General features: G+C 63.2%; 24 protein-coding genes and 1 pseudogene. 17 read left to right on the forward strand and 8 right to left on the reverse strand.

Annotated features, from left to right (window positions below; all coding sequences use genetic code 11):
* Nucleotides 1-66 precede the first annotated feature (66 nt).
* The 4 genes from B0G77_RS24475 to B0G77_RS24490 all read left to right on the forward strand — a co-directional run bounded on the left by B0G77_RS24475 (nucleotide 67) and on the right by B0G77_RS24490 (nucleotide 4856).
* Complete coding sequence (locus B0G77_RS24475; RefSeq protein ID WP_133664644.1) at nucleotides 67-1356, forward strand: FAD-binding oxidoreductase; 1290 nt, start codon at nucleotides 67-69, stop codon at nucleotides 1354-1356.
* Between the two features lie 14 nt (nucleotides 1357-1370).
* Entirely contained in the window at nucleotides 1371-1928 is a 558-nt protein-coding gene (locus B0G77_RS24480) for an XRE family transcriptional regulator (RefSeq protein WP_133664645.1), read from the forward strand.
* Nucleotides 1929-2034: 106 nt separating this feature from the next.
* Nucleotides 2035-3381, forward strand: a complete 1347-nt coding sequence (locus tag B0G77_RS24485; protein ID WP_133664646.1) for a glutamine synthetase family protein — start codon at nucleotides 2035-2037, stop codon at nucleotides 3379-3381.
* A gap of 116 nt (nucleotides 3382-3497) precedes the next feature.
* The gene (locus B0G77_RS24490; RefSeq protein ID WP_133664647.1) at nucleotides 3498-4856 is read left to right on the forward strand and encodes an aspartate aminotransferase family protein; all 1359 of its coding nucleotides are present in this window, start codon (nucleotides 3498-3500) and stop codon (nucleotides 4854-4856) included.
* A 68-nt stretch (nucleotides 4857-4924) separates the two neighbouring features.
* On the opposite strand, the gene B0G77_RS24495 is transcribed toward B0G77_RS24490, so the two are convergent.
* Nucleotides 4925-6088 carry an acyl-CoA dehydrogenase family protein gene (locus B0G77_RS24495; protein WP_133664648.1) on the reverse strand — a complete coding sequence of 388 codons (1164 nt, stop codon included), beginning with the start codon at nucleotides 6086-6088 and terminating at the stop codon, nucleotides 4925-4927.
* A 137-nt stretch (nucleotides 6089-6225) separates the two neighbouring features.
* Nucleotides 6226-7524 carry a TAXI family TRAP transporter solute-binding subunit gene (locus tag B0G77_RS24500; RefSeq protein ID WP_133664649.1) on the reverse strand — a complete coding sequence of 433 codons (1299 nt, stop codon included), beginning with the start codon at nucleotides 7522-7524 and terminating at the stop codon, nucleotides 6226-6228.
* Between the two features lie 47 nt (nucleotides 7525-7571).
* Between B0G77_RS24500 and B0G77_RS45310 the strand changes: the two genes are divergently transcribed.
* Nucleotides 7572-7775, forward strand: a complete 204-nt coding sequence (locus B0G77_RS45310; RefSeq protein WP_279571352.1) for a hypothetical protein — start codon at nucleotides 7572-7574, stop codon at nucleotides 7773-7775.
* A gap of 20 nt (nucleotides 7776-7795) precedes the next feature.
* Here B0G77_RS45310 and B0G77_RS24510 read toward each other — a convergent pair.
* A pseudogene (locus tag B0G77_RS24510) lies at nucleotides 7796-8747 on the reverse strand (helix-turn-helix domain-containing protein).
* Between the two features lie 201 nt (nucleotides 8748-8948).
* On the opposite strand from B0G77_RS24510, the gene B0G77_RS24515 reads away from it, so the two are divergent.
* Nucleotides 8949-9239 carry a hypothetical protein gene (locus tag B0G77_RS24515; protein WP_133664650.1) on the forward strand — a complete coding sequence of 97 codons (291 nt, stop codon included), beginning with the start codon at nucleotides 8949-8951 and terminating at the stop codon, nucleotides 9237-9239.
* A gap of 40 nt (nucleotides 9240-9279) precedes the next feature.
* On the forward strand, nucleotides 9280-9975 hold the full coding sequence (locus tag B0G77_RS24520; RefSeq protein WP_133664651.1) for a GNAT family N-acetyltransferase: 696 nt from the start codon (nucleotides 9280-9282) through the stop codon (nucleotides 9973-9975).
* 75 nt (nucleotides 9976-10050) lie between these two features.
* On the opposite strand, the gene B0G77_RS24525 is transcribed toward B0G77_RS24520, so the two are convergent.
* Nucleotides 10051-10461, reverse strand: coding sequence for a hypothetical protein (locus B0G77_RS24525; protein ID WP_133664652.1), 411 nt, complete (start codon nucleotides 10459-10461; stop codon nucleotides 10051-10053).
* Nucleotides 10462-10733: 272 nt separating this feature from the next.
* On the opposite strand from B0G77_RS24525, the gene B0G77_RS24530 reads away from it, so the two are divergent.
* The 7 genes from B0G77_RS24530 (at nucleotide 10734) to B0G77_RS24560 (ending at nucleotide 15279) form a co-directional block, all read left to right on the forward strand.
* The gene (locus B0G77_RS24530; RefSeq protein ID WP_133664653.1) at nucleotides 10734-11312 is read left to right on the forward strand and encodes a glycine zipper 2TM domain-containing protein; all 579 of its coding nucleotides are present in this window, start codon (nucleotides 10734-10736) and stop codon (nucleotides 11310-11312) included.
* 235 nt (nucleotides 11313-11547) lie between these two features.
* Nucleotides 11548-11727, forward strand: a complete 180-nt coding sequence (locus tag B0G77_RS24535) for a hypothetical protein (protein WP_133664654.1) — start codon at nucleotides 11548-11550, stop codon at nucleotides 11725-11727.
* A 349-nt stretch (nucleotides 11728-12076) separates the two neighbouring features.
* Nucleotides 12077-12340 (forward strand): DUF4148 domain-containing protein, encoded by a 264-nt coding sequence (locus B0G77_RS24540; protein WP_166656267.1) that lies wholly within the window; start codon nucleotides 12077-12079, stop codon nucleotides 12338-12340.
* A gap of 344 nt (nucleotides 12341-12684) precedes the next feature.
* A complete protein-coding gene (locus B0G77_RS24545; RefSeq protein WP_133666850.1) occupies nucleotides 12685-13734 on the forward strand; it encodes a catalase family peroxidase in 1050 nt (349 codons plus the stop codon).
* On the forward strand, nucleotides 13731-14276 hold the full coding sequence (locus tag B0G77_RS24550) for a cytochrome b (RefSeq protein WP_133664656.1): 546 nt from the start codon (nucleotides 13731-13733) through the stop codon (nucleotides 14274-14276). The genes B0G77_RS24545 and B0G77_RS24550 overlap by 4 nt, the downstream gene beginning before the upstream one ends.
* A 219-nt stretch (nucleotides 14277-14495) precedes the next feature.
* Nucleotides 14496-14816, forward strand: coding sequence for a DUF4148 domain-containing protein (locus B0G77_RS24555; RefSeq protein WP_133664657.1), 321 nt, complete (start codon nucleotides 14496-14498; stop codon nucleotides 14814-14816).
* 208 nt (nucleotides 14817-15024) lie between these two features.
* Nucleotides 15025-15279 carry a hypothetical protein gene (locus tag B0G77_RS24560; protein ID WP_133664658.1) on the forward strand — a complete coding sequence of 85 codons (255 nt, stop codon included), beginning with the start codon at nucleotides 15025-15027 and terminating at the stop codon, nucleotides 15277-15279.
* A 259-nt stretch (nucleotides 15280-15538) separates the two neighbouring features.
* Here B0G77_RS24560 and B0G77_RS24565 read toward each other — a convergent pair whose 3' ends face one another.
* The gene (locus B0G77_RS24565; RefSeq protein WP_133664659.1) at nucleotides 15539-15856 is read right to left on the reverse strand and encodes a DUF4148 domain-containing protein; all 318 of its coding nucleotides are present in this window, start codon (nucleotides 15854-15856) and stop codon (nucleotides 15539-15541) included.
* A gap of 449 nt (nucleotides 15857-16305) precedes the next feature.
* Here B0G77_RS24565 and B0G77_RS24570 point away from each other — a divergent pair, with 449 nt between their 5' ends.
* From B0G77_RS24570 to B0G77_RS24580, 3 genes are read left to right on the forward strand one after another with little or no spacing between them, the layout of a single operon-like run.
* Entirely contained in the window at nucleotides 16306-19500 is a 3195-nt protein-coding gene (locus B0G77_RS24570; protein WP_133664660.1) for an efflux RND transporter permease subunit, read from the forward strand.
* Between the two features lie 21 nt (nucleotides 19501-19521).
* Nucleotides 19522-20793 carry an efflux RND transporter periplasmic adaptor subunit gene (locus tag B0G77_RS24575; RefSeq protein WP_133664661.1) on the forward strand — a complete coding sequence of 424 codons (1272 nt, stop codon included), beginning with the start codon at nucleotides 19522-19524 and terminating at the stop codon, nucleotides 20791-20793.
* A gap of 24 nt (nucleotides 20794-20817) precedes the next feature.
* The gene (locus tag B0G77_RS24580; RefSeq protein ID WP_133664662.1) at nucleotides 20818-22278 is read left to right on the forward strand and encodes an efflux transporter outer membrane subunit; all 1461 of its coding nucleotides are present in this window, start codon (nucleotides 20818-20820) and stop codon (nucleotides 22276-22278) included.
* A 65-nt stretch (nucleotides 22279-22343) separates the two neighbouring features.
* Here the strand turns inward: B0G77_RS24580 and B0G77_RS24585 are convergent, their stop codons facing one another.
* The 3 genes from B0G77_RS24585 to B0G77_RS24595 form a co-directional block, all read right to left on the reverse strand.
* Complete coding sequence (locus B0G77_RS24585) at nucleotides 22344-23759, reverse strand: heavy metal sensor histidine kinase (RefSeq protein ID WP_133664663.1); 1416 nt, start codon at nucleotides 23757-23759, stop codon at nucleotides 22344-22346.
* Nucleotides 23759-24445 (reverse strand): heavy metal response regulator transcription factor, encoded by a 687-nt coding sequence (locus B0G77_RS24590; protein WP_133664664.1) that lies wholly within the window; start codon nucleotides 24443-24445, stop codon nucleotides 23759-23761. Before B0G77_RS24590 ends, B0G77_RS24585 begins: the two co-directional genes overlap by 1 nt.
* Before the next feature lie 348 nt (nucleotides 24446-24793).
* Nucleotides 24794-25501, reverse strand: coding sequence for a GntR family transcriptional regulator (locus B0G77_RS24595; protein ID WP_208116490.1), 708 nt, complete (start codon nucleotides 25499-25501; stop codon nucleotides 24794-24796).
* Nucleotides 25502-25541: the final 40 nt, after the last annotated feature.

Genomic DNA, 25541 nt, shown 5'->3' on the forward strand with positions numbered 1-25541 from the left:
CCGCCATGAAATTTTCGTGATAATTTTTCATGAACTTTTCGACTGATTTTTTCACAGGGGCGTGCCATGTTCCATCAGTCGGCTCAACACGTCGCGAGCTACTACGCCGGCACCTATGCGGCTCCCATCCCGCTTCGCCCAACGCTGGAACAGCGCCTCGACACCGACGTGCTGATCATCGGCGCCGGCTTCAGCGGCTTGCAAACCGCGCTGCGGCTGGCGTCGGCCGGCAGGCGCGTGACCGTGCTCGAGGCCAGCCGTGTCGCCTGGGCGGCGTCTGGCCGCAACGGTGGTCAGGCGTTGCCCGGCTGGTCCTGCGACATGCAGCCGCTGGAGAACGCGCTGGGCTTCGCGGGGGCGAGCCAGCTATGGGACAGCATGCGCTGGGCCGCCCGCGAGATACGTGAGTTGCCAGAACGGCACGGCTTCGATATCGACTACCGCGCCGGAAGTCTATGGACCGCCGTCAAGCCACGCCGCGTCGCCCTGTTGCAGCAAGCCCTCGATGAAGCGGCAGACAAATGGGGCCATGACCGGTTGCGCTTCATTCCCCGTGCGGAGATGCCGGAGTGGATTGCGAGCGAGCGCTACTGCGCGGCGCTGTACGATCCTGACGCGGGGCATCTCAATCCATTGAAGCTGGCTCAAGGGCTGGCAGCCGCCATCGAGCGGGCCGGCGGGCGCATCTTCGAACAAAGCCGCGTACTGGAATACCGCGAAACACCCGCCGGCTACGTGGCGCGCACCGACCAGGGCGAGGTGCGCGCGGATGTCCTCGTCCTTGCCTGCAATTCCTATATTGACCGCCTCGACCGCGAACTGTCGAAGCGCCTCTTGCCGGTCGGCACCTATCAGGTCGCGACGGCGCCACTGGAACCGGACCTGGCCCGCTCGTTGTTGCCGCGCAATAGTTGCGTCATCGACAATCAGTTCGTGCCCGACTACTTCCGCCTGAGCCCGGACCACCGGCTTCTGTTCGGCGGTGGCTGCACATACCTGGGCGGTATTCCAAAGGACATCGCGGCCGCCACCCGGCCCCAACTCGAACGGGCGTTCCCGCAGCTGCGCGGCGTGAAGCTCGAATTTGCCTGGGGTGGACATATCGACATCAGTATCCGGCGCACGCCCGATATCGGTCGTAAAAATCAGCGCTACTGGTTGCAGGGCTTTTCAGGTCATGGCGTGCTGCCGACGCTGGCGGGTGCGCGTGCCGTCGCTGACGCCATCCTGGGTGACGACCGCCTGCTGACTCTATATCAGGGCATCCGCAATGCAGGCTTTCCCGGCGGCCAACTTCTGGCGGCACCGCTGGAGGCCATCGGCAAGGCCTGGTACCGTCTGCGTGACACAGTCTGAATGGGGCCGCTGCAATGAATGAGCAGGAAGAGATTGAAGGCCTGGCGATCCTGATCCGAGATTTGCGCAAGCACAAGAAAGTCACCTTGCGCGACCTCGCGGACAGGATCGGTCGCTCGGTTGGTTTCCTCTCCCAGGTCGAGCGAGGTCTTTCGCGTCCCACCGTGGCCGACCTGACCGCCATCGGCGAGGCTCTGGGTGCGCCCACCACCTATTTCTACAGCCTGAGCAAGCCGCGCACGCTGCCCTGGGTCACACGTCCCGGCGAACGCCGCACGGTGTACTACGCCGCTGGAATTACCGACGTGCTGGTGTCGCCGAACATGTCCGCACGCTTTTCCATTCTCGAAAGCCATCTTGCCCCCGGCGCCAGCAGCGGCGACAGGCCCGTGAACGATAGCGACGAACAGGGCGGCTTCGTCCTCGAAGGCGAACTCACTGTCTGGCTGGCGGAGAACGAGGAGCCAGTCACCCTCGGCCCCAACGACGCCTTCCAGTTGCCCGCGCATGCCCGGTTTCGCTACGCCAATCTTTCCGACCAGCTCACGCGGGTAATCTGGGTATTCACCTGAGACCTCGGACTCAGTTGGAATTCGCTGAGCGGGCCGACGTGACGTTGTATTCGCGGAAATCTGGTCTACTTATGTTCAGCATTTGTCGCACGAGAAGGACGAGAACATGGCTTCCCCTACCCCGGACCTGGTCAACGAAGTGCGTGCGTTCCGTGCGGCTCACCCCGAGGTCCGCTACGTCGATCTCATCTGCCTGGATATACCTGGCCACTTCTATGGCAAGCGATATCCCATTGATGCCCTGGAGAAGATCGCGGCCGGCACCCTGCTCAAGCTGCCACAAAACTGCGTGCTGCTAGGCACGCAAGGCGGGCTGTACACGATCGGCGACTACTGCTTCAACGACGGCGATCCGGACGCGACACGCCGCCTGATCCCCGGCACGCTCAAGCCGGTGCGATGGGAAAGCCAGCCATTGGGGCAGATGCTGATCAGTTCGGACGGCACTGACGCACCGATCGAGTTCGAACCGCGTGAAGTGCTGGCCCGTGTGTTGAAACGCCTGGAACAGCGCGGCATCCATCCGGTCGTGGCGTTTGAACTGGAGTTCTACCTGTTCGCGGCGCGGCTTGCAGACGGCCTGCCGCAGTACCCGCGCGACCGCCTCTGCGACGACCCAGACGATCAGCCCAATATGCATATCGAACGTCTGTCGCGCTTTTCAGGCGTGCTGCACGAGATGGTCGAAGCGGCCCGCGAGCAGGGCGTGGATGCCACGGTGATCACAGCGGAGTTGGGGCCCGGACAGTTCGAGATCAACTTCGTCCATAACAACGACGCTTTGCGCGCCGCCGACTGGTCCGCCCTCTTCTGCCGCAGCACGCGTGGCGTGGCGCTGCAACAAGGCTATCGCGCCAGCTTCATGGGCAAGCCGTATCTGCATGCGCCGGGCAGCGGCATGCATGTGCACGTGAGCCTGTACGACGAGGCGGGCAACAATCTGCTGGGGGCCGACAATCAACGACCGCTGCGTCACGCCGTGGCCGGCTGCCTCGCGTTGCTGCCGCATTGCATGCCTGTCTTCGCACCCAACCATAACGCCTTCAGGCGCTACGGCTCGATGGTGAATGCGGCCAGCCGCGCCAGCTGGGGTTTCGAAGACCGCGACGCATGTATCCGCATCCCCGAGTCGGATGCCCGCAACCTGCGCATCGAGCATCGCCTGGCGAGCGCTGACGCCAACCCTTATCTCGTCCTCGCCGCGATCCTCACCGGGATGGAACACGGTCTGGACGCGGCGCTCGAACCCGTCGCGCCGCTCAACGAAGATCGCAGGAGTGGCATCGACTTCCCGAAAGACATGCTCGCCGCCGTCGCCGCGATGCAGAACGATCCGGTCGTACGCGAAGGAATGGGTGACGAGTTCGTCATGGTCTACTGTGAAAACAAGCGTCAGGAACAGCAGGACTTCATGAATGAAATCAGTACGCGCGAGTACCGCTGGTTCCTGTGAACAGGCCCTCGCCCGCGTGACATGAACAAGCGTGACCGAAACATTCGCCACTCCGGCCGGAAGGACTGCGGCGCACGCGCGACGCGCTTCCTGAACCATCGTCAGAGGAACCCCAATTGAGTCTCCGCCATGGTGTGAACTGGCTGCGCGCGCAGGCGCTGCTCGAACGCGAACGCAGCGCTTTTGTGAATGCAATGCCAGAATCACGCGCCCTCTCGGCTCAGGCGAAACGCCATCTGCTGTTCGGCGTCCCCCTGCACTGGATGAACGACTGGTCGACGCCCTTCTCGCTGTTTGTCGAGCGCGCGCACGGCGCACGCTTTACCGATGTCGACGGCCATGAATATGCGGACTTCTGCCTCGGCGATACCGGCGCCATGTTCGGCCATTCGCCGGCCCCCGTCGCGCGCGCGCTCGCCGCCCAAGCAGAGCGCGGCTTCACCACGATGCTACCGGGCGAGGATGCCGTGTGGGTCAGCGAAGAACTCGCGCGCCGTTTCCGGCTTCCCTTCTGGCAGTTCGCCATGACAGCGAGCGATGCGAACCGCTTTGCACTCCGCTGGGCGCGGGCCGCAACCGGCCGCAAGCAGATTGTCGTGTTCAACGGCTGCTATCACGGCACGGTGGACGACGTGTTCGTCGATCTCGTGAACGGACGCCCCGAGCAACGTGACAGCCTGATCGGGCAGGTGCACGACCTGCTCGAATACACGCGCGTCGTCGAGTTCAACGATCTCGCCGCGCTGGAGGACGCGCTGAAGGACGGCGAAGTCGCGTGCGTGCTTGCGGAACCGGCCATGACGAACATCGGCATGGTGCTGCCCGACCCCGGCTACTGGCGCGACGCGGCCGCGCTGATACGTCGCCACGGCACCCTGCTGGCCATTGACGAAACACATACCATCAGTAGCGGTCCGGGTGGCTACTCGGTCGCGCACGGCATCGAGCCCGACCTGTTCGTGCTCGGCAAGCCGGTCGGTGGTGGCGTGCCGTGCGCGGTGTACGGCTTTAGCGCGGCGCTTGCCGAGGCCGCCGAGAGAGCGAAGCTTCAGGCGCCGCCCGGGCACTCCGGTGTCGGCACGACGTTGACCGCGAACATGCTGGCGATGCGCGCGATCCGCGCGACACTCGAGGAGGTCATGACCGATGCGGCCTATGAGCACATGTTCGCACTCGCGGCGCGACTCGCGACAGGCCTCGAAGAGATAATCGCCCGTCACGGACTGCCGTGGTGCGTCACGCGCATCGGCGCGCGTACCGAATTCCAGTTCGCCTCGACGCCACCGCGTAATGGTACAGCCGCCGGCCAGCAACTGGATGGCGAACTCGAGCACATCGTCCACCTGTATATGCTCAATCGCGGCGTGCTGATCACGCCATTTCACAACATGATGCTGGTGTGCCCGGAAACGTCGGCAGCAGACGTCGACCGTCTGATCGCCGCCTTCGACGCCTGCCTTGCGGAACTCGTCTGAATCGTCGAGCGCGGTTCGCACCGCGCCCTTGTTTAAGGGACGACGCCAGACGCTATCCGGTTCAATGCTCAGGCGGCGCCCCGCAGTATCCGGCGCGCGATGCTCCACCGATGCACTTCCGAAGGGCCATCGTAGATTCGAAACGCGCGCATATCGGCAAAGATTCTCGCCACTACCGTTTCGTGCGTCACGCCTTGCCCGCCCAGCACCTGAACCGATCGATCGACCGTTCGCCACAACGCCTCGGACGACACGACCTTTGCCACGCTCGACTCGTGCCTGCCCAGCGCGCCCTGATCCAGAACCCACGCGCAGTGCCAGATAGCGAGACGGGTAATGTGCAGATCCATCTCATTGTCGGCGAGCATGAAGCCTACCCCCTCATGTTCGCCGAGCTTTTTACCGAAAGCCTCCCGCTCACGAGCGTATGCCGATGCAACATCGTGCGCGCGCCGTGCGGCGCCTAACCAGCGCATGCAATGCGTCAGCCGCGCCGGGGACAGACGCACCTGCGCATACCTGAAGCCTTCGCCGGGCGCACCCAGCACGTCCGACGCCGGAACGCGCAGCCCGTCGAAACGAACCACGCCGTGGCCGCCGGGAAAGCACGTATCGAGCGACCCCATCGATCGCTCGATCGCGATACCGGGGCTCTTCATATCCGCGAGAAACATGGTGGCAGGTCCATCGGAGAGCTTCGCCATGATGATGGCCAACGACGCCCCTTCGGCGCCCGTGATGAACCACTTGCCGCCCGTGATCACATACTCGTCGCCCTCTCTCGTCGCCACGGTCTGAAGCATGCCGGGATCGGAGCCCGATCCCGGAGCGGGTTCGGTCATGCAAAAGCAGGAGCGTATCTGCCCGGCAGCCAGCGGGCGCAGCCAACGCTCTTTCTGGCCCGGTGACGCCACTGCTTCAAGAAGATGCATATTCCCTTCGTCGGGCGCCGCGACGTTCAGCGCGACGGGGCCCAGCGGCGAATAGCCCGCTTCCTCGAAGAAAATCGCTTTGGCAACGTGCCCGAGACCCAGCCCGCCAAATTCTCTCGAAACATGGCTGGACAACAACCCGGCTGCGCGCGCCATGCCGATCAGTTCCGCGCGAAGCGCCTCGTCCGGTCCGTGCGCAGTACACCGTGGATCGTCCTCGAACGGAATGACGGCGTCCTTGATGAATGCGCGTACGCGGCCCTGTAGTTCGATCAACTCTGGGGAAAGCGTGAAATCCATGATCAGTCCTGGTCGGTGGATCAAGCGTCGGATACTGCATTTGAGCATCGGCCCGCGTGCTGCGTCACTCCATCTTTTCCTGATTCCGTAGACGGGCTTTAGCGTGAACAGCGTGCGGCCGGATTGTCGCCGCCCAATTATTCCCTCACCTTCTCGGCCACCTGCGAGATCCGGTCCCGCACGATGCCGATCGCCTGCTTGAGGGCGTAAACATCCTGGAAATAGCGATACGGAATCCGTATCTGGCTGGCATGCGCATCGATGCTCTCGATTTCATCGCGCCATTGCGCGATCTGGTGAAGGGTCGGCTGACTGCTTTTCCACACTTCATCTTCGAGCGCCTTGATTGCACGGTACCAGACGACGAACCGTCTTCTTATCCGCGCCTCCATCATGCGCGGCAGCGCCTGCAGCAAACCGAGTATCAGCGCCACGAAAGGAAGCAGGATCAAGAGCCGCCTTTCGATAAGACTGGCCAGCCAGAATGGAAGGTAGCGCTGCAGGAACGGACGGCCGGATTTGAAGAAGCGCGTGCTTTCGTCGGAAACGGGAAATTCCTCGGTGTTCAGGTTGGGAAACGTGCCGAGCGGCGTGAAGTAGTCTTCGCCGCCGTGGACGGTTTTGGCCGCATCCAGCAGCAGGTAGACGAGGGCTGGGTGCAGCGTGTCCTTGGACACGAGCAAAGCAGTGGCGGCGAGCAGGGTGACATCAGCATGCGGAAGATCGTTGACGACGCTTGTCGAGGCGCGCGGAAAAATAACCTTGGAGAGAGACGGAAATTTTTGCACCAGGGCATCGGCCTGGGCGAAGCTCATCAGTTTTAGATCGCTGTTCAGCAGCGCTTTCTGCATCGCGGCGTCAGGCCTGCCGATGAAGAAAGCCGCATCGAGCTGGCCATTTTCGAGCCCCTGGTATGCTTTGGACGCATCCATTTGCAGCAGTGTGGTGTTCCCGGCGGTGATGCCGCTATAGCCCAGCAGTACCTGGGAGACGTTAAGCAGTCCGCTGCCCGGAACGCCTATGGAAATGCGCTTGCCGCGCAGTTGCGCGAGCCGGTCGACGGTAGCGTCGCCACGATAGAACACCCAGATCGGTTCGAATGAAACGGCGGCGATGGTCTGCAGGTTGTCGGTTTCTTTCGGACTGGTGGTGCCCGACTGGATAAAACCCACTTCATATTCGCTGTCCGGGTTCGCGAGCCGCTGATAATTTTCGACCGACCCCGAAGAGCTACGGATATCGAGCGTGATGCCTGCGCGCTTCAGGAGGGGGGCATAGCGATCCGCAAAGCCGCGGTAAATACCACCGTCCGCTCCGCTAGTGATGACGATGGTGCGCTGGATGGCAGGTTTGAGCGCTGCCGCCAACGCCCAGCCTAGCGCGGCCAGCAGCACGACCACGCAGACGACGAGAAGCCGCCTGCGCCCCGGCGTCATGGGGGGTTTCTGGCTACGTTGAAGCGCTGGGGTGTGCCTCGGCATCGTTGGCCCTCTCTCGTCAGGCCGCTCCTGCGTGGTGTGAAGCCTACGATACCAGAATGCCCGCTGCTGACGGGCGCGCATTTTCGCACGCTGTCCGCTTCGCTTCAGCCGCGTTCTATCCGCAATTCGACCGGTGCAACTGCTTCAACCCGGGGATCGGACAGACATCGAAGTTCGCACACTATCGCGAAGCCGCCACTGCCTGACGGCGACTTCGTCTGCGCGATCAACGCGAATCGCCTCGCAATTCACGCACGCCCCGTCCGAGGCGCCGGCGAAGCAAGGTCCGCAGCGTAACGCCATCCGCATAGCCGACCTCGGCGGCGATTGCCTCGATATCGAGGTGGCTCGTCCGTATCAGGTGAAGCGCGCGCTCGACGCGCAAATCCTGAAAGTATGAGAGAGGCGATTTTCCGAGCACCGCCTCGATGCGACGTTGCAGGGTTCGTTTGCTCGTCGCGAGGGCGTCCGCCGCCGATTCCAGCGAAAATCCCTGCGCCAGGCGCGAACGGGCCCAGCGCTCAAACCGCTCGACAAGCGGATCCGCGCGCGCCAGATGTTCGGGAATCATGTACGGCGCCTGCGACGGACGCCCGTCCACCAGCAGATAACGTGCGACAACCGCGGCAAGCTCGGGACTCGACTGGCGTATCAACCACAGCGCGAGGTCGAGATGCCCCATCGCGGCCCCCGCCGTCACGACATCGCCCGACGGCACAAGCATCCGCGATTCGTCGAGACGTACGTCCGGATAGCGTTGCCGGAACAGCGGACTGAGCCACCATGTCGTCGTCGCGTCGTGGTCTCGCAGAAGCCCGGATTCCGCCAGCACGAACGTGCCGATGCAGGACGCAGCCATTCGCGAACCACCGGCATGCCAGGCACGCAGTTGCGCCATCGCGTCGGCCAAGCGCCGGCACCAGCTGCTCCGGCACCTTCGTGCTCAGAGCCGGCACGACGATCCAGTCGGAGCCGTCGGCCGCGCCTGTCGTCTCGACCGACATGCGCATCCCCAGTGCCGTGCGCACCTGACGCTTCATGCCCACCACACATACGTCGAAGGGACGCGCGCCAGTGTTCTGCATCGCCGCCAGTTCGTTAGCCGTGGTGAAGGCGTCCAGTACCGCAGCAAGGCCGGTGTCGAATACGTTATCGAGGGCGAGTACGCTTAGCCTCATGGCGCAAACGATATCAAAGTTGTCATTTACGGCAATGGTACAGCAGCGGCGCGACGCCTACATTACTCATCGACGAAGCCGGTTCGACGCGAGACGCGGCACTGAAGCCAGACAGACTTTGCCTGTCCTGCCCGCCACGGTCGACACCGTTTTCCGGACGTGTCTCTTGTCGATGAAGTAACTCAACGTGTGGAGAGAAGCATGAAAGTGATGGCCATTGGATCCCTCAAGACCCTGACATCGGAACAGCAGCAAGCGTATATGCCGAGTGAGGTGCCGGCGACGCTGCAACTCTATCTCGATGGAAAGATGGAGCAGTTCTGGCTGCGCGACGGAATGAAAGGCGTGATTTTCCTGATGAACGTGGACTCGGTCGAAGAGGCGGATTCGCTGCTGAAGGCATTGCCGCTCGGCCGCGACGACCTCCTGACGTTCGACCTGATGCCGATCGGTCCTCTGCTTGCGCTCGGCGCACTGCTGAAGGCGGCCTGACGGCATGCTGAACAGCCCTGTACGAGCGGAAGGAGCCAGCATGAATCTGTCTAGCCGGCATAGCCTCGACAATCCCGTCTGGGCGGCTCTCGCCACCCGCCATGCGCATCTCGGGACTGGCGGCCTGCTGGCCCGTCGTTACCACCCGGACATCGCACCGTTCGCGGCGGTGGTGTCGAATACTGCGGCGGCCTGGCAGGAACTCCATGGGCTGATGCAGCGCGGCGAGCAGGTGGCGTTGCTGGCGCTCGACACCATGGAGCCGGTCGAGGGCCTGCGCGCAGAGCAGCTTGGCGTGATCCATCAAATGGCAGCCACGGGCCGTGCGCCTGACAGGGTGGATGACACGGAGATGGTCCATCTGGGCCACCTCGACGCACCCGACATGCTGGAGCTTGCGAGTATGACGAAACCCGGTCCCTTCAGCACACGCACACACGAGACGGGTCACTACATTGGATACCGCGAGCGGCAGCAACTCATCGCGATGGCGGGCGAGCGCATGCACATCGACGGGTACGTTGAGATCAGCGCGGTTTGCGTGCACAACGCACATCGTGGAAGGGGACTTGCCGGGCGACTGGTGAACGTCTTGCGTGGCGATATCGAGCGGCGCGGGGATACGCCATTCCTGCATGTCTTCAGTGACAATCGAGCCGCTATCGGGTTGTATGAACGGCTTGGGTTCGAACTGCGGCAGGTGTTTCGACTCGTCAGGATCAAGCGTGTCGATTGAGGTGCGCAAGGCGGGCCTACACGGGCGCGCGATGGCACCAGCGTAGCCTGCGACGCGTCCTGCTACTCATGCTGCTCAACGACGCTCGACGATCGGGCCTTCGGCATCGACGCTCCCGACGGCACCCGCAGGTCCGTCCACAGTGAGCGGCCCGCGTACTTCGAGATCGCCGTGCACGGTCAGCGGACCGTGCACGGTGAGCGGTCCATGAAACGTCCTTCCGCCCCACCCCCTGCGGATCGCGGGATCATTCGGAGAAAGCTGTGCAACCCAATCGGTCGTGAGCGGACCGTGCACCAGGATATCGCCTGCGACGCTGAGCTGGCCGTGCACGGTCACCGGCCCCTCGACAAGGAGCGAGCCCCCGATGCTCATGGGTCCAGTTTCGACGGGCTGAGCATGCGCAACGCTCAGACAGATGGCAGCCGCCAGCAGCAACGGACCCGCAATGGCCCCTGCCGAGCGTCCCGCAATAAAGTGTTTCATGCTGCCGCCTCCTCACAAGCCAGCGATGAGCCATTCTGGCGTCTTCGTGTCGCGACTGTCCATCCATGACAGACCCTGGTGACCACGACGACTCGCTATGGGACGCCAGCCGCGCCTGCACGTGTAACGCCTGCGGCGAAACAACTTACACACTGTTACGCGCCGCGGCAAACATATCGAACGACGCATCCTTATACTCCTCGCCGAACCTGAAACCAGGCCAACTAGCAAACTGACAATCTGACATACGGCGCGAGGATGTCGCAAACATCATGCACAACACTCAATCTGTTAAGCCCACGTTCTACATCGCACTATGCACTGCCCTGTCTTTGAGCGGATGTGTGGTTCCCGGAGGGAGCGCACCCTACGCCTCAATGCCGACGCAGCCAGCTTACGTGCAACCGTCATACGCCCAGCCGGCCTACACACAACCGGCTTATTCACAGCCCGTCGATAGCACAGACGCATATCGAGGTTCGGCTCCCGCAGGCTCAGGCTATGGTCTCCAATATGGCGTCATTTCGACGATCCAGCCGCTTGCCGCTGCCAACGCGTTGAGCACCGGTGGCGTAATGGGCACGGTGGTGGGTGCAGTCGTCGGCGGTGTGGTCGGCAATCAGTTTGGCGGTGGACGCGGCCGCGACGTCGCGACTGTCGTCGGGGCTCTTGGCGGTGCGGTGGCCGGGAATCAGATCGGCCAGCAGTACAGCAATGCGACACCGAGTGCTTACCGGATCGTCGTGCAGGTCAGTGACGGCTCCTCACGCTCGTTCGACGTCGCAAACCTCGGCGATCTCCGTCAGGGCGACCACGTGCGCATCGACGGCAACCGGCTGGAGCGTTACTAGACCACCGATGTGCTGGATGAGCGCGCGACGCTGTGAAGCGGCTGGCGCACTCGCCAGTCACGCGGCCCATGTGAAACCGAACCTGGGTTGCGCGGTCTAACAGACGCACGATGCGTTTGCCGCGATCTGCTACCGGAATGCCGCCGCCTGTTTGACGCACGGGCCGATGTTCCTGGACACGTCATTGCCGACAGTGCCCGCAACGTTTCCTGCGATGCAACACCAGAGAGTAATCATGATCAGACTTTTGAGTGTATTAGCGCTTGCAGCGGGACTCAGCGGATGCATCGTCGCTCCACCGTATGCTTACGCGCCCGCCCCCGCATACGGCTACGCGCCGGGCTACTACGCGGTGCCGGCTGTCAGCGTGGGCGTGGGGTTCGGCGGTTATTATGGCCACGGCTGGCGACACTAGCCGCATTCACGCTACCGGCAGCCTCCACAAAACGAGGAAGGCTGTGAATTCCGGATACGCCGACCATCAAGCATCCGAAAGTGGCAACGGATCGATGAATCAGGCCCGATGGTCGCTACACGTTCTCCATCTGGCTCGCGCGACAACCTGACTCCGCCCGTTCTCCCGGGCCGCGAGAAGAACGGGTTTGTCGGGAATAAAAGAAGCGCGAAAGTCGTATTGCAGGAGCGCGCTCCGCTTCCTCGCACCAGCCACGGTTCCCTCTATTGAAGCGACGCGAAACGCCCGACGCATATCCTGCCGGATCGATGTGCTTCAGACATGACCACGCAAGATGATGGAGAACACGATGAAGACTTTGACCTTGATCCCTATTGCCGCATTCGCACTATGCGTCACGCAGGCCTATGCGAGCGACGACGCGGGCACATCGAATGCCGCGTCCCATAGTAACGCCACAATGGCATCGGAATCAGTCGGAGCCCCGGCCGGAGGTAGCAGCGGCAGCGGCGCGCCGGTCGGCAAGACGCGTGCCGAGGTCTACCAGGAATTTCTGCGGGCAAAGAAAGACGGCACGCTGGATCAACTGAACGCGCAATACGGCGGACAATGAGTCCATGCGGCACGCTCCGCCGCACGGGACACCTTCCCTGAGCGGCGCCGGCCATGCGTTCCGCGCGACCGCCCAGGTGTCTCCGGACGGCCTTGCAGCGGACATGCTTCCTACCCACCCGAGGGCCTGAAGCCGGGCGAATCGGGCCGGCTGCGAGGGACCACACGCCTGAATTCCCGGCTCGGCACCTGCACGCGCCGCCAGGCACGACCGACCAGCAATTTACATTTTCCGTGGAATAGACGCGTTTCCCGCGTGTTTGCTCACCTGTGGTTGTGAACCTGAACAAACGCAAAGGAACACCTGTGACCAAGCCCCTATCCCCGGCACCCGAGCGCATATGCGTGCCATGCCGGCTCACTGCAATCGGTGCCATCGTCCTGAGCCTCGTGGCTGGCCTCGCGTATGTGGGCGGCTGGCTCACCCCGGCACGCCTGACCGCGCCTCGCATCGTCAACGCTTTCGAGGCTAATGCCGGGCCTCATCCAGGCTATCGCCGCAACCACGCGAAGGGCATCTGCGTGGCGGGTTACTTCGACAGCAACGGCGGCGCGGCGGCATTGTCGCGCGCGGAAGTGTTCGCCCAGGGGCGCACGCCGGTGATCGGCCGCTTCGCCATTCCGGGTGGCAATCCGTCCGCACCCGATATCAGCGTTCCAGTTCGCAGCATGGCCCTGCTGTTCACGCTGCGCGACGGCGAACAATGGCGCACCGGCATGAATTCGGCGCCGCTCTTCGTGGTGCACACGCCGCAACAGTTCTATCAGCAGCTCGTCGCGGCGCAGCCCGACCCCGCCACGGGCAGACCCGACCCGGCCAGATTGAAAGCGTTTTATGCTGCCAATCCGGAGACGCGTCCATTTCAGGACTGGGTGAAAGCGCATCCACCATCGTCGAGTCTGGCGAACGCTGCGTACTACAGCATCAACGCGTTCCGCTTCATCGACAGCTCGGGCAAGAGCCAGGCCGTGCGCTGGGCGATGGTTCCCGAGACGCCCTATGCTCCGCTCACCGACGCTGAGAAGAACGGAAAGAACTTTCTCCAGGCGGATCTGGCGCGACGGCTGCAGGCCGGCAGTCAGCGCTGGCATCTGATCGTGACTGTCGCCGCGCCCGGCGACACCACGAACGACGCCACGGTCCAATGGCCGGACAACCGTCAGCATATCGATGCCGGTACGCTGGTGATCGAACGCGCGACATCGCAGGAAGACGGCGCATGCCGCGACGTCAATTTCGATCCAACGGTTCTGCCGGATGGCATCCTCCCATCGGATGATCCCTTGCTCGCTGCGCGCTCGGCCGCCTATTCCGTTTCCTACAACCGTCGCACGCGCGAAGAAGCGCTGCATCCCGACGTTCATCAACAACAACCGAAAGGAGACCGGTCATGACGCCAGCGCACGCACATTTCAGTCCCCTCGCGAGGCTGCTCCACTGGACGATGGCGCCACTGATACTCGCGATGCTGTTCATCGGAGTTGGGATGGTCGCGACAGTGTCCCGCGCTCACGACACGCTCGTTGCCATCCACAGGCCACTGGGCGTAGCCCTGCTGGTGCTGGTGCTGATTCGGGCCGGTGTGCGGATCAGGCGCGGCAGTCCAGCCCTGCCTGACGGTATTCCGCCTGCGCAGCGTCTCGTCGCCAGGCTGTCGCACCTGATGCTCTATGTGCTGATGGCTGCGATGCCTTTAATCGGTTGGGCAATGCTGTCTGCTGCGGGCTACCCTGTCACGCTTTACGGTCCGCTACACCTGCCGCCTGTCATGCCGCACGACGAACGGCTCTATGCGCTGCTGCGTGCCTTGCATACATGGCTGGCGGCCTCGCTCTTCGTCATTGTGTCGATGCATATCGCGGCTGCCTTGTTCCATGGTCTTATCCGGCGTGATGGTGTTCTCTCCAGCATGACCGGGCACGGGTCGCAGCGGTAGGAGACGCAGCTTCGGTGGTGCGTGCGGACACTCACCAATACGGCCCCCAAACCCGGAACCGACGGTCGCACGGAGATGGCAACAATGTCATCTTGACGACCGGTTCTCGTCAGTCATCGCTATCTATGATCTGCATACGTCTTGTCGATTGATGGGAAGTCGCTTCCGGCTCCATCTATCTGTCAGGTGCCGACCCTTAATGAACAAAGGAGATTTACCGTGAATACGCTTTTCCGCCTTCCGCTGGCTATCAGCGCGCTTGTCATCCCCGCCCTTTCATTTGCACAGTCCGCCGCCCCTCTAACCCGCGCGCAGGTCTATGAGGATCTCGTGCGTGTTGAACAAGCCGGTTATAACCCTGGCGCAAGCGACGATGCGAATTACCCATCCGACATTCAGGCAGCCGAAGCAAAAATAGCGGCGCAAAACGGCGACCGCACGACAAACGAGGCGGTTGGCGGGGCGTCGCCGAATGGCACGTCGCAGGCTGGTACACATGCGTCCGGGATGACGGAGAACCCGGTTGATTCCGGCCAGTGACCGATGCGGGCACCGGCTCCTCGAGCGTTTGATCAACAACCGCGAGGGGCGGTGAGAATGACAATCAAAACCTGTAGCCGCCCGGGTGCAAATCGAAAAGCAAACGTGCCGTGAAGAAAGAACGCACCCGCTAACCCAACGATACCGACTCAATGCCCGATCGCCTTTAGATGCGCTCCCCCGAGGGAGTGCCCTCGGAGAACACATCATGAACGCACGCAGATTCAAACGGTTCCGAACCGGCTTTCTGCTGACTGCCGTTTGCCTGGCCATTGGCGCTTGGTGCGCGCTGAACGCGCGAGGTTTCCTCGACGTCGTCTCCGAAGTTGGAAACGACGCGCAGTTGCCGCTCGAACGGATATCGATCGACAGCGGCGATGCGACGGACGTCGCCGTGGTCTCACGGACGCCGACGCAGCAGCCACCAATCGCTCAACCATCGAAGGCAAGCGCACGAACGTGAAGAGAAGATGGGCGCGCCGGAACCCAGGCGCGTGATTCGATGCTTCGCGCGCCGGGCTACGAGCGATCGATCGACGATTCGAAGTACTGGACGTGAGCGTCAGTTGCTGCAACCTTCCTGACGCGCCCAGCGCCTCGACGACGAACTGCCGGAAGACGGTCGTGGAATGAAGTTCCGTGAAGAACCGCCTCCGGGCATCACGTCGCGGTTCGCTGCTGCGCGTACGGCGCAGCCCGTAGCGGTCAATTCACTGGCGAATTCAGTGCCCAAAGTAGATCGACCGGGTGTCGGTCGACGTGGCCGTCGAGCCAGACTGTGAGGTACCGGTCAGCGCCACGCCGCCAACGGAGGTCGTTGCGGGCGACGGCTGGTCCGCGGCGATTTTCGCCTCGGCTGCCTGAATGGATGCGGGGTAGTGGGGATCGTGGGCGCTCGGGTTATAACCCGCCTGTTCGACGCCAACGAGATCGGCGCGCACCTCGGCACGGGTCACAGGTTCATTGTTGCTTTGAGCAAATGCCAATGCAGGCGCAGCCAGAGCACATGAGATGAGTACGGTCCGAAACATTGCTTTCATGATGGTTCACCTTTGAAGGAGTAGCGGCCTCATTCACGATGAACGGGGCCCTCAGGCTCCTCACCTGCGTCGATGAAGAGTCGACTTCATTCTGCGCAATGAAGGATGACCTCACGCTGTCGCGTGCATTACAACACCGTTATCTTCTGCGCCGCTCGCGCATCGGGCGCGACAGTTCCTGTCCGGTCGCGTTCAGGGCGACCTCGCACACCAGCCGCAGCCCCAGCTCACACGGTGCAATACGCCGAAGCGAACGCTTCCTCATGCAAGGCCACGTAAGGCATCCAGGCGAACGTGTTCGCGCCCGCCGCCAGATAACGGACTTGTAATTTTCCAGTCACTGGCGGGTAAGTGGGCTCCCGGCACACTTCGCCATCACGGAGCCTGCCGCAAGATCCCGCAGCCAGGCTGCTCCGACAGCCCACAGCCAAACGCCCAAGGAAACCGCCATGTGGATCGTCAAACTGGCCCTGCACCGTCCGTACACCTTCATCGTGCTGGCCGTTCTTCTGTTCATTCTTGGGCCGCTAGCGATCATGCGTACCCCCACGGATATCTTTCCCAACATCGATATTCCGGTGGTCAGCATCGTATGGTCGTACAACGGCTTCTCAGCCGAAGACATGGCCAAACGTATCACGTCGAACTACGAGCGTGCGTTGACGAGCGACGTCGACGACATCGAGCACATCGAATCGCAGTCGCTGAACGGCGTGTCAGTGGTGAAGATCTTCTTTCACCCTGGCGCCGACATCAACCGCGCAATCGCCGAAGCGGCTTCGAACTCCGCGTCGATCTTGCGTATCCTGCCGCCTGGCACGCTGCCGCCGAACATCATCACGTACAACGCGTCGACCGTGCCGGTTCTGCAACTCGGCCTGTCGAGCGACACGCTGCCTGAACAGACACTCTACGATCTGGGCAACAGCTTTATCCGCACACAGCTCGCGACGGTCCAGGGCGCAGCGGTTCCGCTGCCGTATGGCGGCAAGATCCGCCAGATCATGGTCGAGCTCGATCCCACGGCGCTGCAGGCCAAGGGCCTCGCGCCGATCGACGTGGTCAATGCGGTCAACGCACAGAACCTGATCCTGCCAGGCGGTACCGCGAAGATCGGCTCGCGCGAGTACAACGTCCAGATGAACGGCAGCACGCAGACCGTCGCGGCGCTCAATAACCTGCCGATCAAGACCGTCAAGGGTGGCGTCGTCTACGTGCGCGACGTCGCCCATGTGATCGACGGCTATGCGCCGCAAACCAACATCGTACGCAGCGACGGCAAGCGCGCCGCCCTGCTGCAGGTGGAAAAGACCGGCAGCGCGTCGACGCTGACGATCATCCAGCAGGTCAAGGACATGCTGCCGAAGATCGCCGCCGGCCTGCCGAAGGCGCTCCACGTCACCCCGCTTTCCGATCAGTCGGTGTTCGTGAAGTCGGCGATCTCGGGTGTCATACGGGAAGCGCTCATCGCCGCGTGCCTGACGGCCGCGATGATCCTGCTGTTCCTCGGCAGCTGGCGCGCGACGCTGATCATCGCCGTGTCGATTCCGCTTGCCGTGCTGAGCTCGCTGATCGCGTTATCCGCGCTCGGGCAAACGATCAACATCATGACGCTCGGAGGATTGGCGTTGGCGGTCGGCATTCTCGTCGACGATGCAACCGTCGCCATCGAAAACATCTCCCACCACCTCGAGAACGGCGAGGCGTTGCACGACGCGATTCTGAATGGCTCGGGCGAAATCGCGGTGCCGACCTTCGTCTCGACGCTGTCGATCTGTATCGTGTTCGTGCCGATGTTCCTGCTGTCGGGCGTTGCGCGCTATCTGTTCGTGCCGATGGCCGAAGCCGTGGTGTTCGCCATGATCGCGTCGTACTTCTTCTCACGCACGCTGGTCCCGACCCTCGCGATGTATCTGATGCGCGCACCGTCGAAGGACGGCGCGGCGGCGCAGGGACGCTTCGGCGCGATCGTGCGGTTTCAGGCGGAATTCGAGCGCCGCTTCGAGGATTTGAGAAATCGTTATCGGGCCGTGCTGGGACGGGCGATCGAAAATCGCCGCCGCTTCGTAGTCGTGTTCCTGCTGCTGTGTCTCGGATCGCTCGCCCTGCTCCCGTTTGCCGGCCGTGACTTCTTTCCAGCGGTCGACACCGGCGAAATCCGCCTGCATCTGCGTGCGCCCACCGGCACCCGGATCGAGCAGACGGCGCGCCTCACCGATGAAGTCGAAGCAAAGATCCGCACGGTGATCCCCCAGTCCGGGCAGGCCGCGGTGCTCGATAACATCGGCGTGCCGGTGAGCGGCATCAACCTCACCTACGACTCGTCCGACCCGATCGGCCCGGAAGACGCCGACATCATGATCACGCTGAAACCCGGCCATCGTCCGACGGCAGAGTACGTCGCGCAACTGCGCAATACGCTGAACGCAGCCTTTCCCGGCGTCACGTTCGCGTTCCTGCCCGCCGACATCGTCAGCCAGATCCTGAACTTTGGCTTGCCGGCGCCGATCGACGTGCAGATCGTCGGCAACAGGCTCGCGGAGAACCGCGTGGTCGCCGATCGCCTGCTTGCCCAACTGCGAAGCGTTCGCGGACTGGTCGATGCGCGCATCCAGCAGCCGGGCGACGCACCGGCAATCAACGTCGACGTCGACCGGACGAAAGCGATCCAGGCGGGCCTCACGCAGCGCGACGTCGCGCAGAACCTGCTGATCGCGTTGTCGGGCAGTTCGCAAACCACGCCGAATTTCTGGCTCGATCCGAAGAACGGCGTGAGCTATCCGCTGATGGCCGAAGTGCCGCAATACGACATTCATTCGCTGCAAACGCTTGCCAACATTCCTGTGACGACGGACCAGGGCACGGTCAATCCGCAAAACCAGCTAGGCACGCTCGGCACGACGTCGCGCGCCACGCAGCAGGCCGTCGTATCGCACTACAACGTGCAGCCGGTGCTCGACATCTTCGCTTCGACGCAGGGTCGCGACCTGGGCGGCGTCGCCTCGGACGTGGCGCGCCTCGTCGACTCCGCCCGCGCGCAGTTGCCGCCCGGCTCGTCGATCGTGATTCGCGGTCAGGTGCAGTCGATGAACGAGTCTTTCGTGGGACTGGGCACGGGCCTCGTGTTCGCCATTGCACTCGTCTATCTGCTGATGGTCGTGAACTTCCAGTCATGGCTCGATCCGCTGATCATCGTCAGCGGCCTGCCTGGCTCGCTCGCCGGCATTGCGTGGATGTTGTTCTCCACGCACACCACGCTAAGCGTGCCGGCGCTCACCGGCACCATCCTCTGTATCGGCATCGCCACGGCCAACAGCATTCTCGTCATCAATACCGCCCGCGAAATGTTGCAGGACGGGTCTGAACCGCTCGTCGCCGCGCTCGACGCGGGCTTCAGCCGCTTCCGTCCCGTGCTGATGACGGCGCTCGCGATGCTGATCGGCATGCTGCCGATGGCGCTCGGCCTCGGTGATGGCGGCGAACAGAATGCCCCGCTTGGGCGCGCCGTGATCGGCGGCCTCGGAATCGGTACGGTCTCCACGCTGCTATTCGTCCCGGTCGTGTTCGGTATGGTGCACACGTGGCTCGCGAACCGCCGCGCGCAACGCGCCGCCGATACCTCATCCCCCAGATACGCTCAATAAATCGATAGAAAAGGAACCGCCATGAATGCGCCCCATGTTCCATCCGGTCGTGACGCTGCGCCGCATACCGAACCTGTTCATGTCGTTCGAGAGAACCGCGATGAAGCGCGAGGCGGCACGAAAACCCGCCCGCGCCGGTACGTTGTGCCCGTCGCCCTCGCGGCAGTGGCGGCTGCCCTGCTCGTCGTCGGCATCGTGCCGCGGCTCTACGCGAGCACCGCGCTCACCCAACAGGTCGCGGCTCAAAGCGCGTTGAACGTGGCAGTCGTTACGCCGAGCCATGCGCCAGCCTCGCAGGAACTGCTTCTGCCAGGATCGGTGATGCCCTACGCCGACGCGTCCATCTACGCACGCACGAGCGGCTATATCCGGCACTGGTACACCGACATCGGCGCGAGGGTAACAGCAGGCCAGACGTTGGCCGTCATCGAAACACCGGAGCTCGATGCACAACTCAAACAGGCTCGCGCAGACGAAGCGAGTGCCCAGGCAAACTACAACTACGCGAATAGCACCGCACAGCGCTGGCAGCAGATGTTGCAGACTCAATCGGTATCGCAGCAGGACGCCGATACGAAAACCAGCGACATGCAGGCGAAACGCGCGATGCTCGAATCGGCACAGGCCAATGTTGCGCGCCTTTCGGAGATGGTGTCGTACGAGAAAGTGACTGCGCCGTTCGATGGCGTGATTACCAGCCGCAACGTCGATGTCGGCGCCCTGGTGACGGCGGGCGGCTCGCCCGGTCTCGCGGCGATGCCAGGCGAACTCTTTCACGTCGAGCAGACGGCCACGTTGCGCATCTTCGTGAACGTGCCGCAGGACGACGCGAGCGACGTGACGCCCGGCACCCAGGTCTATCTGACGACACAGCAGTATCCTGGCCGGCAATTCCCGGCCAGGGTCGCGCGCAGCGCCGACGCGATCGATCCTGTGAGCCGCACGCTGCGCGTCGAGATCGACGTCGACAACCACGACGGCGCATTGATGCCCGGCGCGTATGCCCAGGTGCACCTCGCGCTGCTCACATCGCGGCCTGCGCTCGATCTGCCTGTCAGCGCGCTGCTGTTTCGCCCAGACGGCGTAACGGTCGCGTTGGTCAGCAACGACAACAAGGTCCAGTTGAAGAACGTGACCATCGGCCGCGATTTCGGCACCTATGTCGAAATCGCCACGGGCATCGCCGCGACCGACTGCGTCATCAACAACCCGGGCGATTCGATCAGCGACGGCGAGCCCGTGCGAATCGCCGCGCCGGCGGCCGCGTCCGCGCCTTCGGCCGCCCACGGCTAAAGCCGGATCAACAGAGGCCCGACCATGCTTACGCTGCCCATTCCCTTTGTCCGCAGGACTGCCGCGATCGCCGTCGCCTGCGCGCTGACCGCCTGCTCGACCCTTCCGCCCTACACGAAGCCCGAAGTGGCGGTGCCCGACCACTTTGCCGGCGCGCCGCAGGCCGCCCCCGGATGGGCGGTCGCGGCGCCCGCCGATGGATTGGCGCGCGGGCCGTGGTGGACCCTGTTCAACGATCCGGACCTGAACGGCCTCGAAGCCCGCATCGACGTATCGAACCAGACCGTGAAGAAAGCGGTTGCGCAGTTGCAGGAAGCCCGCGCGATGATCAACTACCAGCGCGCGGGCTTCTTCCCCACGGTGACCGCCGGCGTGGCTCAATCGCGCACGCGCCTGTCGCAGAATGTGCTGGGACATTCGCTGGCCGGCCAGACCGTGCCCGACCACTCCGCGGGCATCGCTGCAAGCTGGGAGCCGGACCTGTTCGGCCGCGTCAGCAATGCCACGTTGAACGCACGCGACAACGCGCAGGCAAGCGAAGCAGATCTGCAATCGGTACGCCTGTCGATGGCGAGCGATCTCGCGATCGACTACTTCGACCTACGCTCGCTCGACATCCAGAAGAGGCTGCTCGACGATACGGTCACCGCCTACACCGCGGCGCTCGACATCCTGAAGCAGCAGATGAAGGACGGCGCAATCGACGCGTCCGCCGTCGCGCAGGCTGAGACGCAGCTGGAGAGCACGCGTACGCAGGACACCGACATCGACGTGCAACGCGCTCAACTACAGCATGCAATTGCGACGCTCGTCGGCGTGCCGGCCTCGTCGTTCAACTTGCCCGCGAAACTGGACCCGGTCGGCGTGCCGTCGATTCCGGCTGGCCTGCCTTCGCAACTGCTCGAACGACGTCCCGACATCGCCGCTGCCGAGCGCCGCGTCGCCGGGGCCAACGCGCAGATCGGCGAAGCACGTGCAGCGTTCTACCCGGACCTCACCCTGTCTGCAACCGCCGGGCTCGAAAGTACCTTCTTCGCGCCCTGGCTGACTGCACCGAGCCTCTTCTGGTCAATCGGCGCCCAGCTCGCGGGGACGCTCTTCGACGGCGGCCGCCGGGACGCGACGCTCAAGGGCGCGACGGCCCAGTATGACGGCGCCGTCGCCGATTATCGTCAAACCGTGCTGGTCGCCTTCCAGCAGGTGGAAGACAACCTGTCCGCGCTGCATACGCTCGCTGGCGAAGCGGACAGCCAGCAACGCGCGACATCGGCGGCTGAGCTTTCGCTGAAGCTGACAACGAACCGTTACCAGGCCGGCGCGGTCAACTACCTCGACGTGGTGACCGCCCAGACGATCGCACTGACCAACGAGCGTACCGCCGACCAGATCCAGGCCCGTCGCGTCGATGCGAGCGTGTTGTTGCTGAAGGCGTTAGGCGGCGGCTGGAACAGCGCGTCACTCGATCCGGCGCAGGCTTCCGGATGAAGGGCGGGAAATATCCTGGCGCCCGATTGCAAAGGGGCTGTCATGGGCTGCCGGGACCGCGCAGCTTACGCGCGCACGAACGTCAGGATGAAGCGCGTGCTGGTCGCGTCACTTTCGGCATGCGCCGTGCCGCCATGCAGATCCATGATGGTGCGCACGATCGCGAGTCCGAGTCCCGTCGAACCCGCGGATTTCGGGTCGCTCCTGCGTGAGGGATCGACGCGGTAAAAGCGGTCGAAAATGCGTTCGAGCAGGGAAGGATCGATCGGCTTGCCCTGATTGGAAACGGTGACACGTACCTTGTCCGGCGTTTCCGCGGCTTCCAGCGTGATGTCGCCGCCGCGCGGCGTGTAGCGCAGTGCATTGGCGAGCAGGTTGCCGATGGCGCGCCGGAACAGTTCCGCGTCGGCCCGCAGACGTCCGCCGCCGGTTACGTGCAAACGGACACCGGCTTCTTCGGCAACGCCTTCGAAGTATTCGGCAATCCGCGCGAGTTCGTGAGCCGCATCCAGATCGCGCAGCGTGGTGACGAACTGCGGATGTTCGGCACGTGCAAGAAAGAGCACGCTCTCGATCATGCGCGAGATCCGCTCGCACTCCTCGAGGTTCGACTCGAGCAGGGCCTGGTATTCTTCATTCGAACGCGGCCGCGCGAGCGCCACTTCCGTCGAGCCCCGCAGATTGCCCAGCGGCGTGCGCATGTCATGGGCGAGATCGGCCGTGTACTGCGAGAGACGCTGGAATCCGCCATGCAGCCGGTCCAGCATCGCGTTGAGCGATGCGACGAGCGCTGCCAGTTCGCTGGGAACGTTGTCGACTTCGATAGGGGTGTTCAGCCGGTCGACGGTGACCGTCGCGGCACTTCGCGCGATTTCCCGCAGCGGCCGCAGCGATTCCCGCACCAGTATCCAGCTCATCAGAAAGGCGAGCAGCATGCCGCAGATACCCACGACGTACAGGCGCTCGCGGTAGCGATCGAGCAGCAGCCAGCGGTCAGTCATGTTGCGTTCGATGATCATCGTGACGGTCGTACCGTCGCGCAGGACGGCATCAGCCGCGAGACCGCGTACCGGAACACCGCGAGCCGTGCGCCACTCGGAAATCGCGTCTCCGGTAATCCGCTGCGATGCGCCGAGTCTTCGCGAAAGTGCGGGTGACGGGGTTCCCGGGTCGGCCACGCTCTCCATGTTGTGCTGGACGAGAACGTTCTGCGCCGGGTCGCGCACCTCCATGGCAAGCGCCCCATTGCCCAGCACCTGGCTCGTGAGGCGGTCGACGTGGCTGCGCAGGTCGGCCAGCGTATCGAGCTCCCCGGCCAGACGCCGCGTATGTCGCGCGATCAGGACGATGTCGAGGTCGTCCTGCTTTTTGACCTGGCGATCCAGCGCAAAATACACGACGCTGCCAACGACTGCGAAAACAGCCAGCGTGGTTCCGGCGAAAGCAAGTGCGAGTGTGGCGGTCAGTGAGCGGCCGGCCATCAGTCCGCCTCTTTGTCGGCGACCGCCTCGATCACGTAGCCGACACCTCGTACCGTCTGGATCAGCTTGACCGGATAGTCGTCGTCGATTTTTGCCCGCAACCGACGGATCGCCACCTCGACCACGTTCGTATCGCTGTCGAAATTCATGTCCCACACATAGGACGCGATTTGCGTCCGGCTCAGCACTTCGCCCTGACGGCGCACGAGCAGTTGCAACAATGCGAATTCGCGCGGCGTGAGGTCGATGCGCGTGGCGCCACGGCGCACACGTCGCCGGTTGACGTCGATTTCGAGGTCACCGGCCTTGAGCAGTTCGCTTTCGCGCGGCGGCCCGCGACGCGCGAGTGTGCGCACCCGCGCCAGCAACTCGACGAACGCGAAAGGCTTCACAAGGTAGTCGTCGCCGCCCAGTTCGAGACCATGCACCCGGTCGCTGACGTCGTCGCGCGCGGTCAGGAACAGCACGGGCGTCGTGCGGGTGGCGCGCAACTTCTTCACCACGGCCCAGCCGTCCATCGTCGGCAGCATCACGTCGAGGACGATGACGTCATAGTTCTCTTCCTGCGCGAGGATGAGCCCTTCGGCGCCGTCATTCGCCACGTCGACGAGATAACCGGATTCCTCCAGCCCCTTTTTCAGGTAAGCCGCTGTCTTCGGCTCGTCTTCGATGACCAGAATTCGCATGTGGATACCCCGGCAGGGTGTGTTGACCGTTGCCTGATTCTAAGCGCAACGCGCGCCCGATGCGCTGCCGCGAGCGGGCCTGTTCGCGGAGTGTGCGAATTCGAAACTGATGAAGCTGACACGCGATGAGCATGAAAAGCGCTCGCGCGACAAGCATGCAAATAATAGGCGTCGTTTCCAGGTGTTCCTGCCATACGCTTCGGCAGAATCTGGCGCTGCTGAGATGCAGCCCGGACCGGGCGGCCCAAAATGATCAGACAGGGGGGCACAAGTGGGGAAAAACCGGCTGCCCCCCAATCACCCTGCGGAATCACATCTACAGGTGCAAACGCACCGCCGACATCCACCTTAGAGGATGGCCATCTTTTCCGTCATGTTCTGCTGCATGTAATCGAGGAACCGCTTCTGGAAAAGCATGGTGTGCTCATGCGCCGCCTTCTCAGCTGCATCGGCGTTGCGGCTTGCAATCGCCTCGATCAAATCTTCGTGGTCGCGGCCAAGCTTGGCCGCCGTGGGAGAACTGACAGTGAAATCGAAGTGAAGGTGAAGCAGACGCTGCCCTTCTCCGAGAAGCCGCTCGTAGTAGCCAACGAAGTAGGGATTGTTTGCGGCCTGCGCGATGGCCATATGCAGCGCCTTGTTCGTCTCGGACATCGCCTGGAAATCCCCGCTGCTGACGGCGTCCATATACACGTCGTCGGCCTTGCGGATGCGGGCCAGATCGGCGGCAGTGTGCTGCGTCGCCGCGAGGCGGCTAACCGCACGCTGAATCAGGTCCAAAGCGGAAATGTACTTGGGGAACTCCTCGATTTCGAAGGGCGTCACCAGCGTAGTCCGGTTGGGCAGAATCGTGACGAGACCTTCGCTGTTCAGGCGCGCGAGCGCGTCCCGTACCGGCGAGCGCGACAATCCGAACTGGGCCGCAAGCGAAACCTCGTCGAGCTGCACACCAGGTTTCAGCTTGAGCGTAAGGATCTGTTTGCGCAGTTCCTCGTAGATGTACCGCCCCCCATGACGGCGGCCCGTTCCTTCTGTCTCCACGGTCTCTTTGCTCATTGGCTCACCACGTTCGTCGTTGGCCCGGAAGGCCGGGCGC

Origin of the sequence: Paraburkholderia sp. BL10I2N1 (genome assembly GCF_004361815.1) — a bacterium.
In the GTDB taxonomy this organism is placed as follows: Bacteria; Pseudomonadota; Gammaproteobacteria; order Burkholderiales; family Burkholderiaceae; genus Paraburkholderia.

Bases quoted from the DNA above. Each gene is read 5' to 3' on its own strand.
- B0G77_RS24515 (WP_133664650.1), top strand. From the start codon at position 8,949: ATGAAAGTGATGGCCATTGGATCCCTCAAGACCCTGACATCGGAACAG.
- B0G77_RS24570 (WP_133664660.1), top strand. From the start codon at position 16,306: ATGTGGATCGTCAAACTGGCCCTGCACCGTCCGTACACCTTCATCGTG.
- B0G77_RS24525 (WP_133664652.1), bottom strand. From the start codon at position 10,461: ATGAAACACTTTATTGCGGGACGCTCGGCAGGGGCCATTGCGGGTCCG.
- B0G77_RS24565 (WP_133664659.1), bottom strand. From the start codon at position 15,856: ATGAAAGCAATGTTTCGGACCGTACTCATCTCATGTGCTCTGGCTGCG.
- B0G77_RS24590 (WP_133664664.1), bottom strand. From the start codon at position 24,445: ATGCGAATTCTGGTCATCGAAGACGAGCCGAAGACAGCGGCTTACCTG.
- B0G77_RS24560 (WP_133664658.1), top strand. From the start codon at position 15,025: ATGAACGCACGCAGATTCAAACGGTTCCGAACCGGCTTTCTGCTGACT.
- B0G77_RS24585 (WP_133664663.1), bottom strand. From the start codon at position 23,759: ATGGCCGGCCGCTCACTGACCGCCACACTCGCACTTGCTTTCGCCGGA.
- B0G77_RS24535 (WP_133664654.1), top strand. From the start codon at position 11,548: ATGATCAGACTTTTGAGTGTATTAGCGCTTGCAGCGGGACTCAGCGGA.
- B0G77_RS24540 (WP_166656267.1), top strand. From the start codon at position 12,077: ATGAAGACTTTGACCTTGATCCCTATTGCCGCATTCGCACTATGCGTC.
- B0G77_RS24595 (WP_208116490.1), bottom strand. From the start codon at position 25,501: ATGAGCAAAGAGACCGTGGAGACAGAAGGAACGGGCCGCCGTCATGGG.
- B0G77_RS24475 (WP_133664644.1), top strand. From the start codon at position 67: ATGTTCCATCAGTCGGCTCAACACGTCGCGAGCTACTACGCCGGCACC.
- B0G77_RS24575 (WP_133664661.1), top strand. From the start codon at position 19,522: ATGAATGCGCCCCATGTTCCATCCGGTCGTGACGCTGCGCCGCATACC.
- B0G77_RS24550 (WP_133664656.1), top strand. From the start codon at position 13,731: ATGACGCCAGCGCACGCACATTTCAGTCCCCTCGCGAGGCTGCTCCAC.
- B0G77_RS24500 (WP_133664649.1), bottom strand. From the start codon at position 7,524: ATGACGCCGGGGCGCAGGCGGCTTCTCGTCGTCTGCGTGGTCGTGCTG.
- B0G77_RS24495 (WP_133664648.1), bottom strand. From the start codon at position 6,088: ATGGATTTCACGCTTTCCCCAGAGTTGATCGAACTACAGGGCCGCGTA.
- B0G77_RS24580 (WP_133664662.1), top strand. From the start codon at position 20,818: ATGCTTACGCTGCCCATTCCCTTTGTCCGCAGGACTGCCGCGATCGCC.
- B0G77_RS24485 (WP_133664646.1), top strand. From the start codon at position 2,035: ATGGCTTCCCCTACCCCGGACCTGGTCAACGAAGTGCGTGCGTTCCGT.
- B0G77_RS24520 (WP_133664651.1), top strand. From the start codon at position 9,280: ATGAATCTGTCTAGCCGGCATAGCCTCGACAATCCCGTCTGGGCGGCT.
- B0G77_RS24530 (WP_133664653.1), top strand. From the start codon at position 10,734: ATGCACAACACTCAATCTGTTAAGCCCACGTTCTACATCGCACTATGC.
- B0G77_RS24480 (WP_133664645.1), top strand. From the start codon at position 1,371: ATGAATGAGCAGGAAGAGATTGAAGGCCTGGCGATCCTGATCCGAGAT.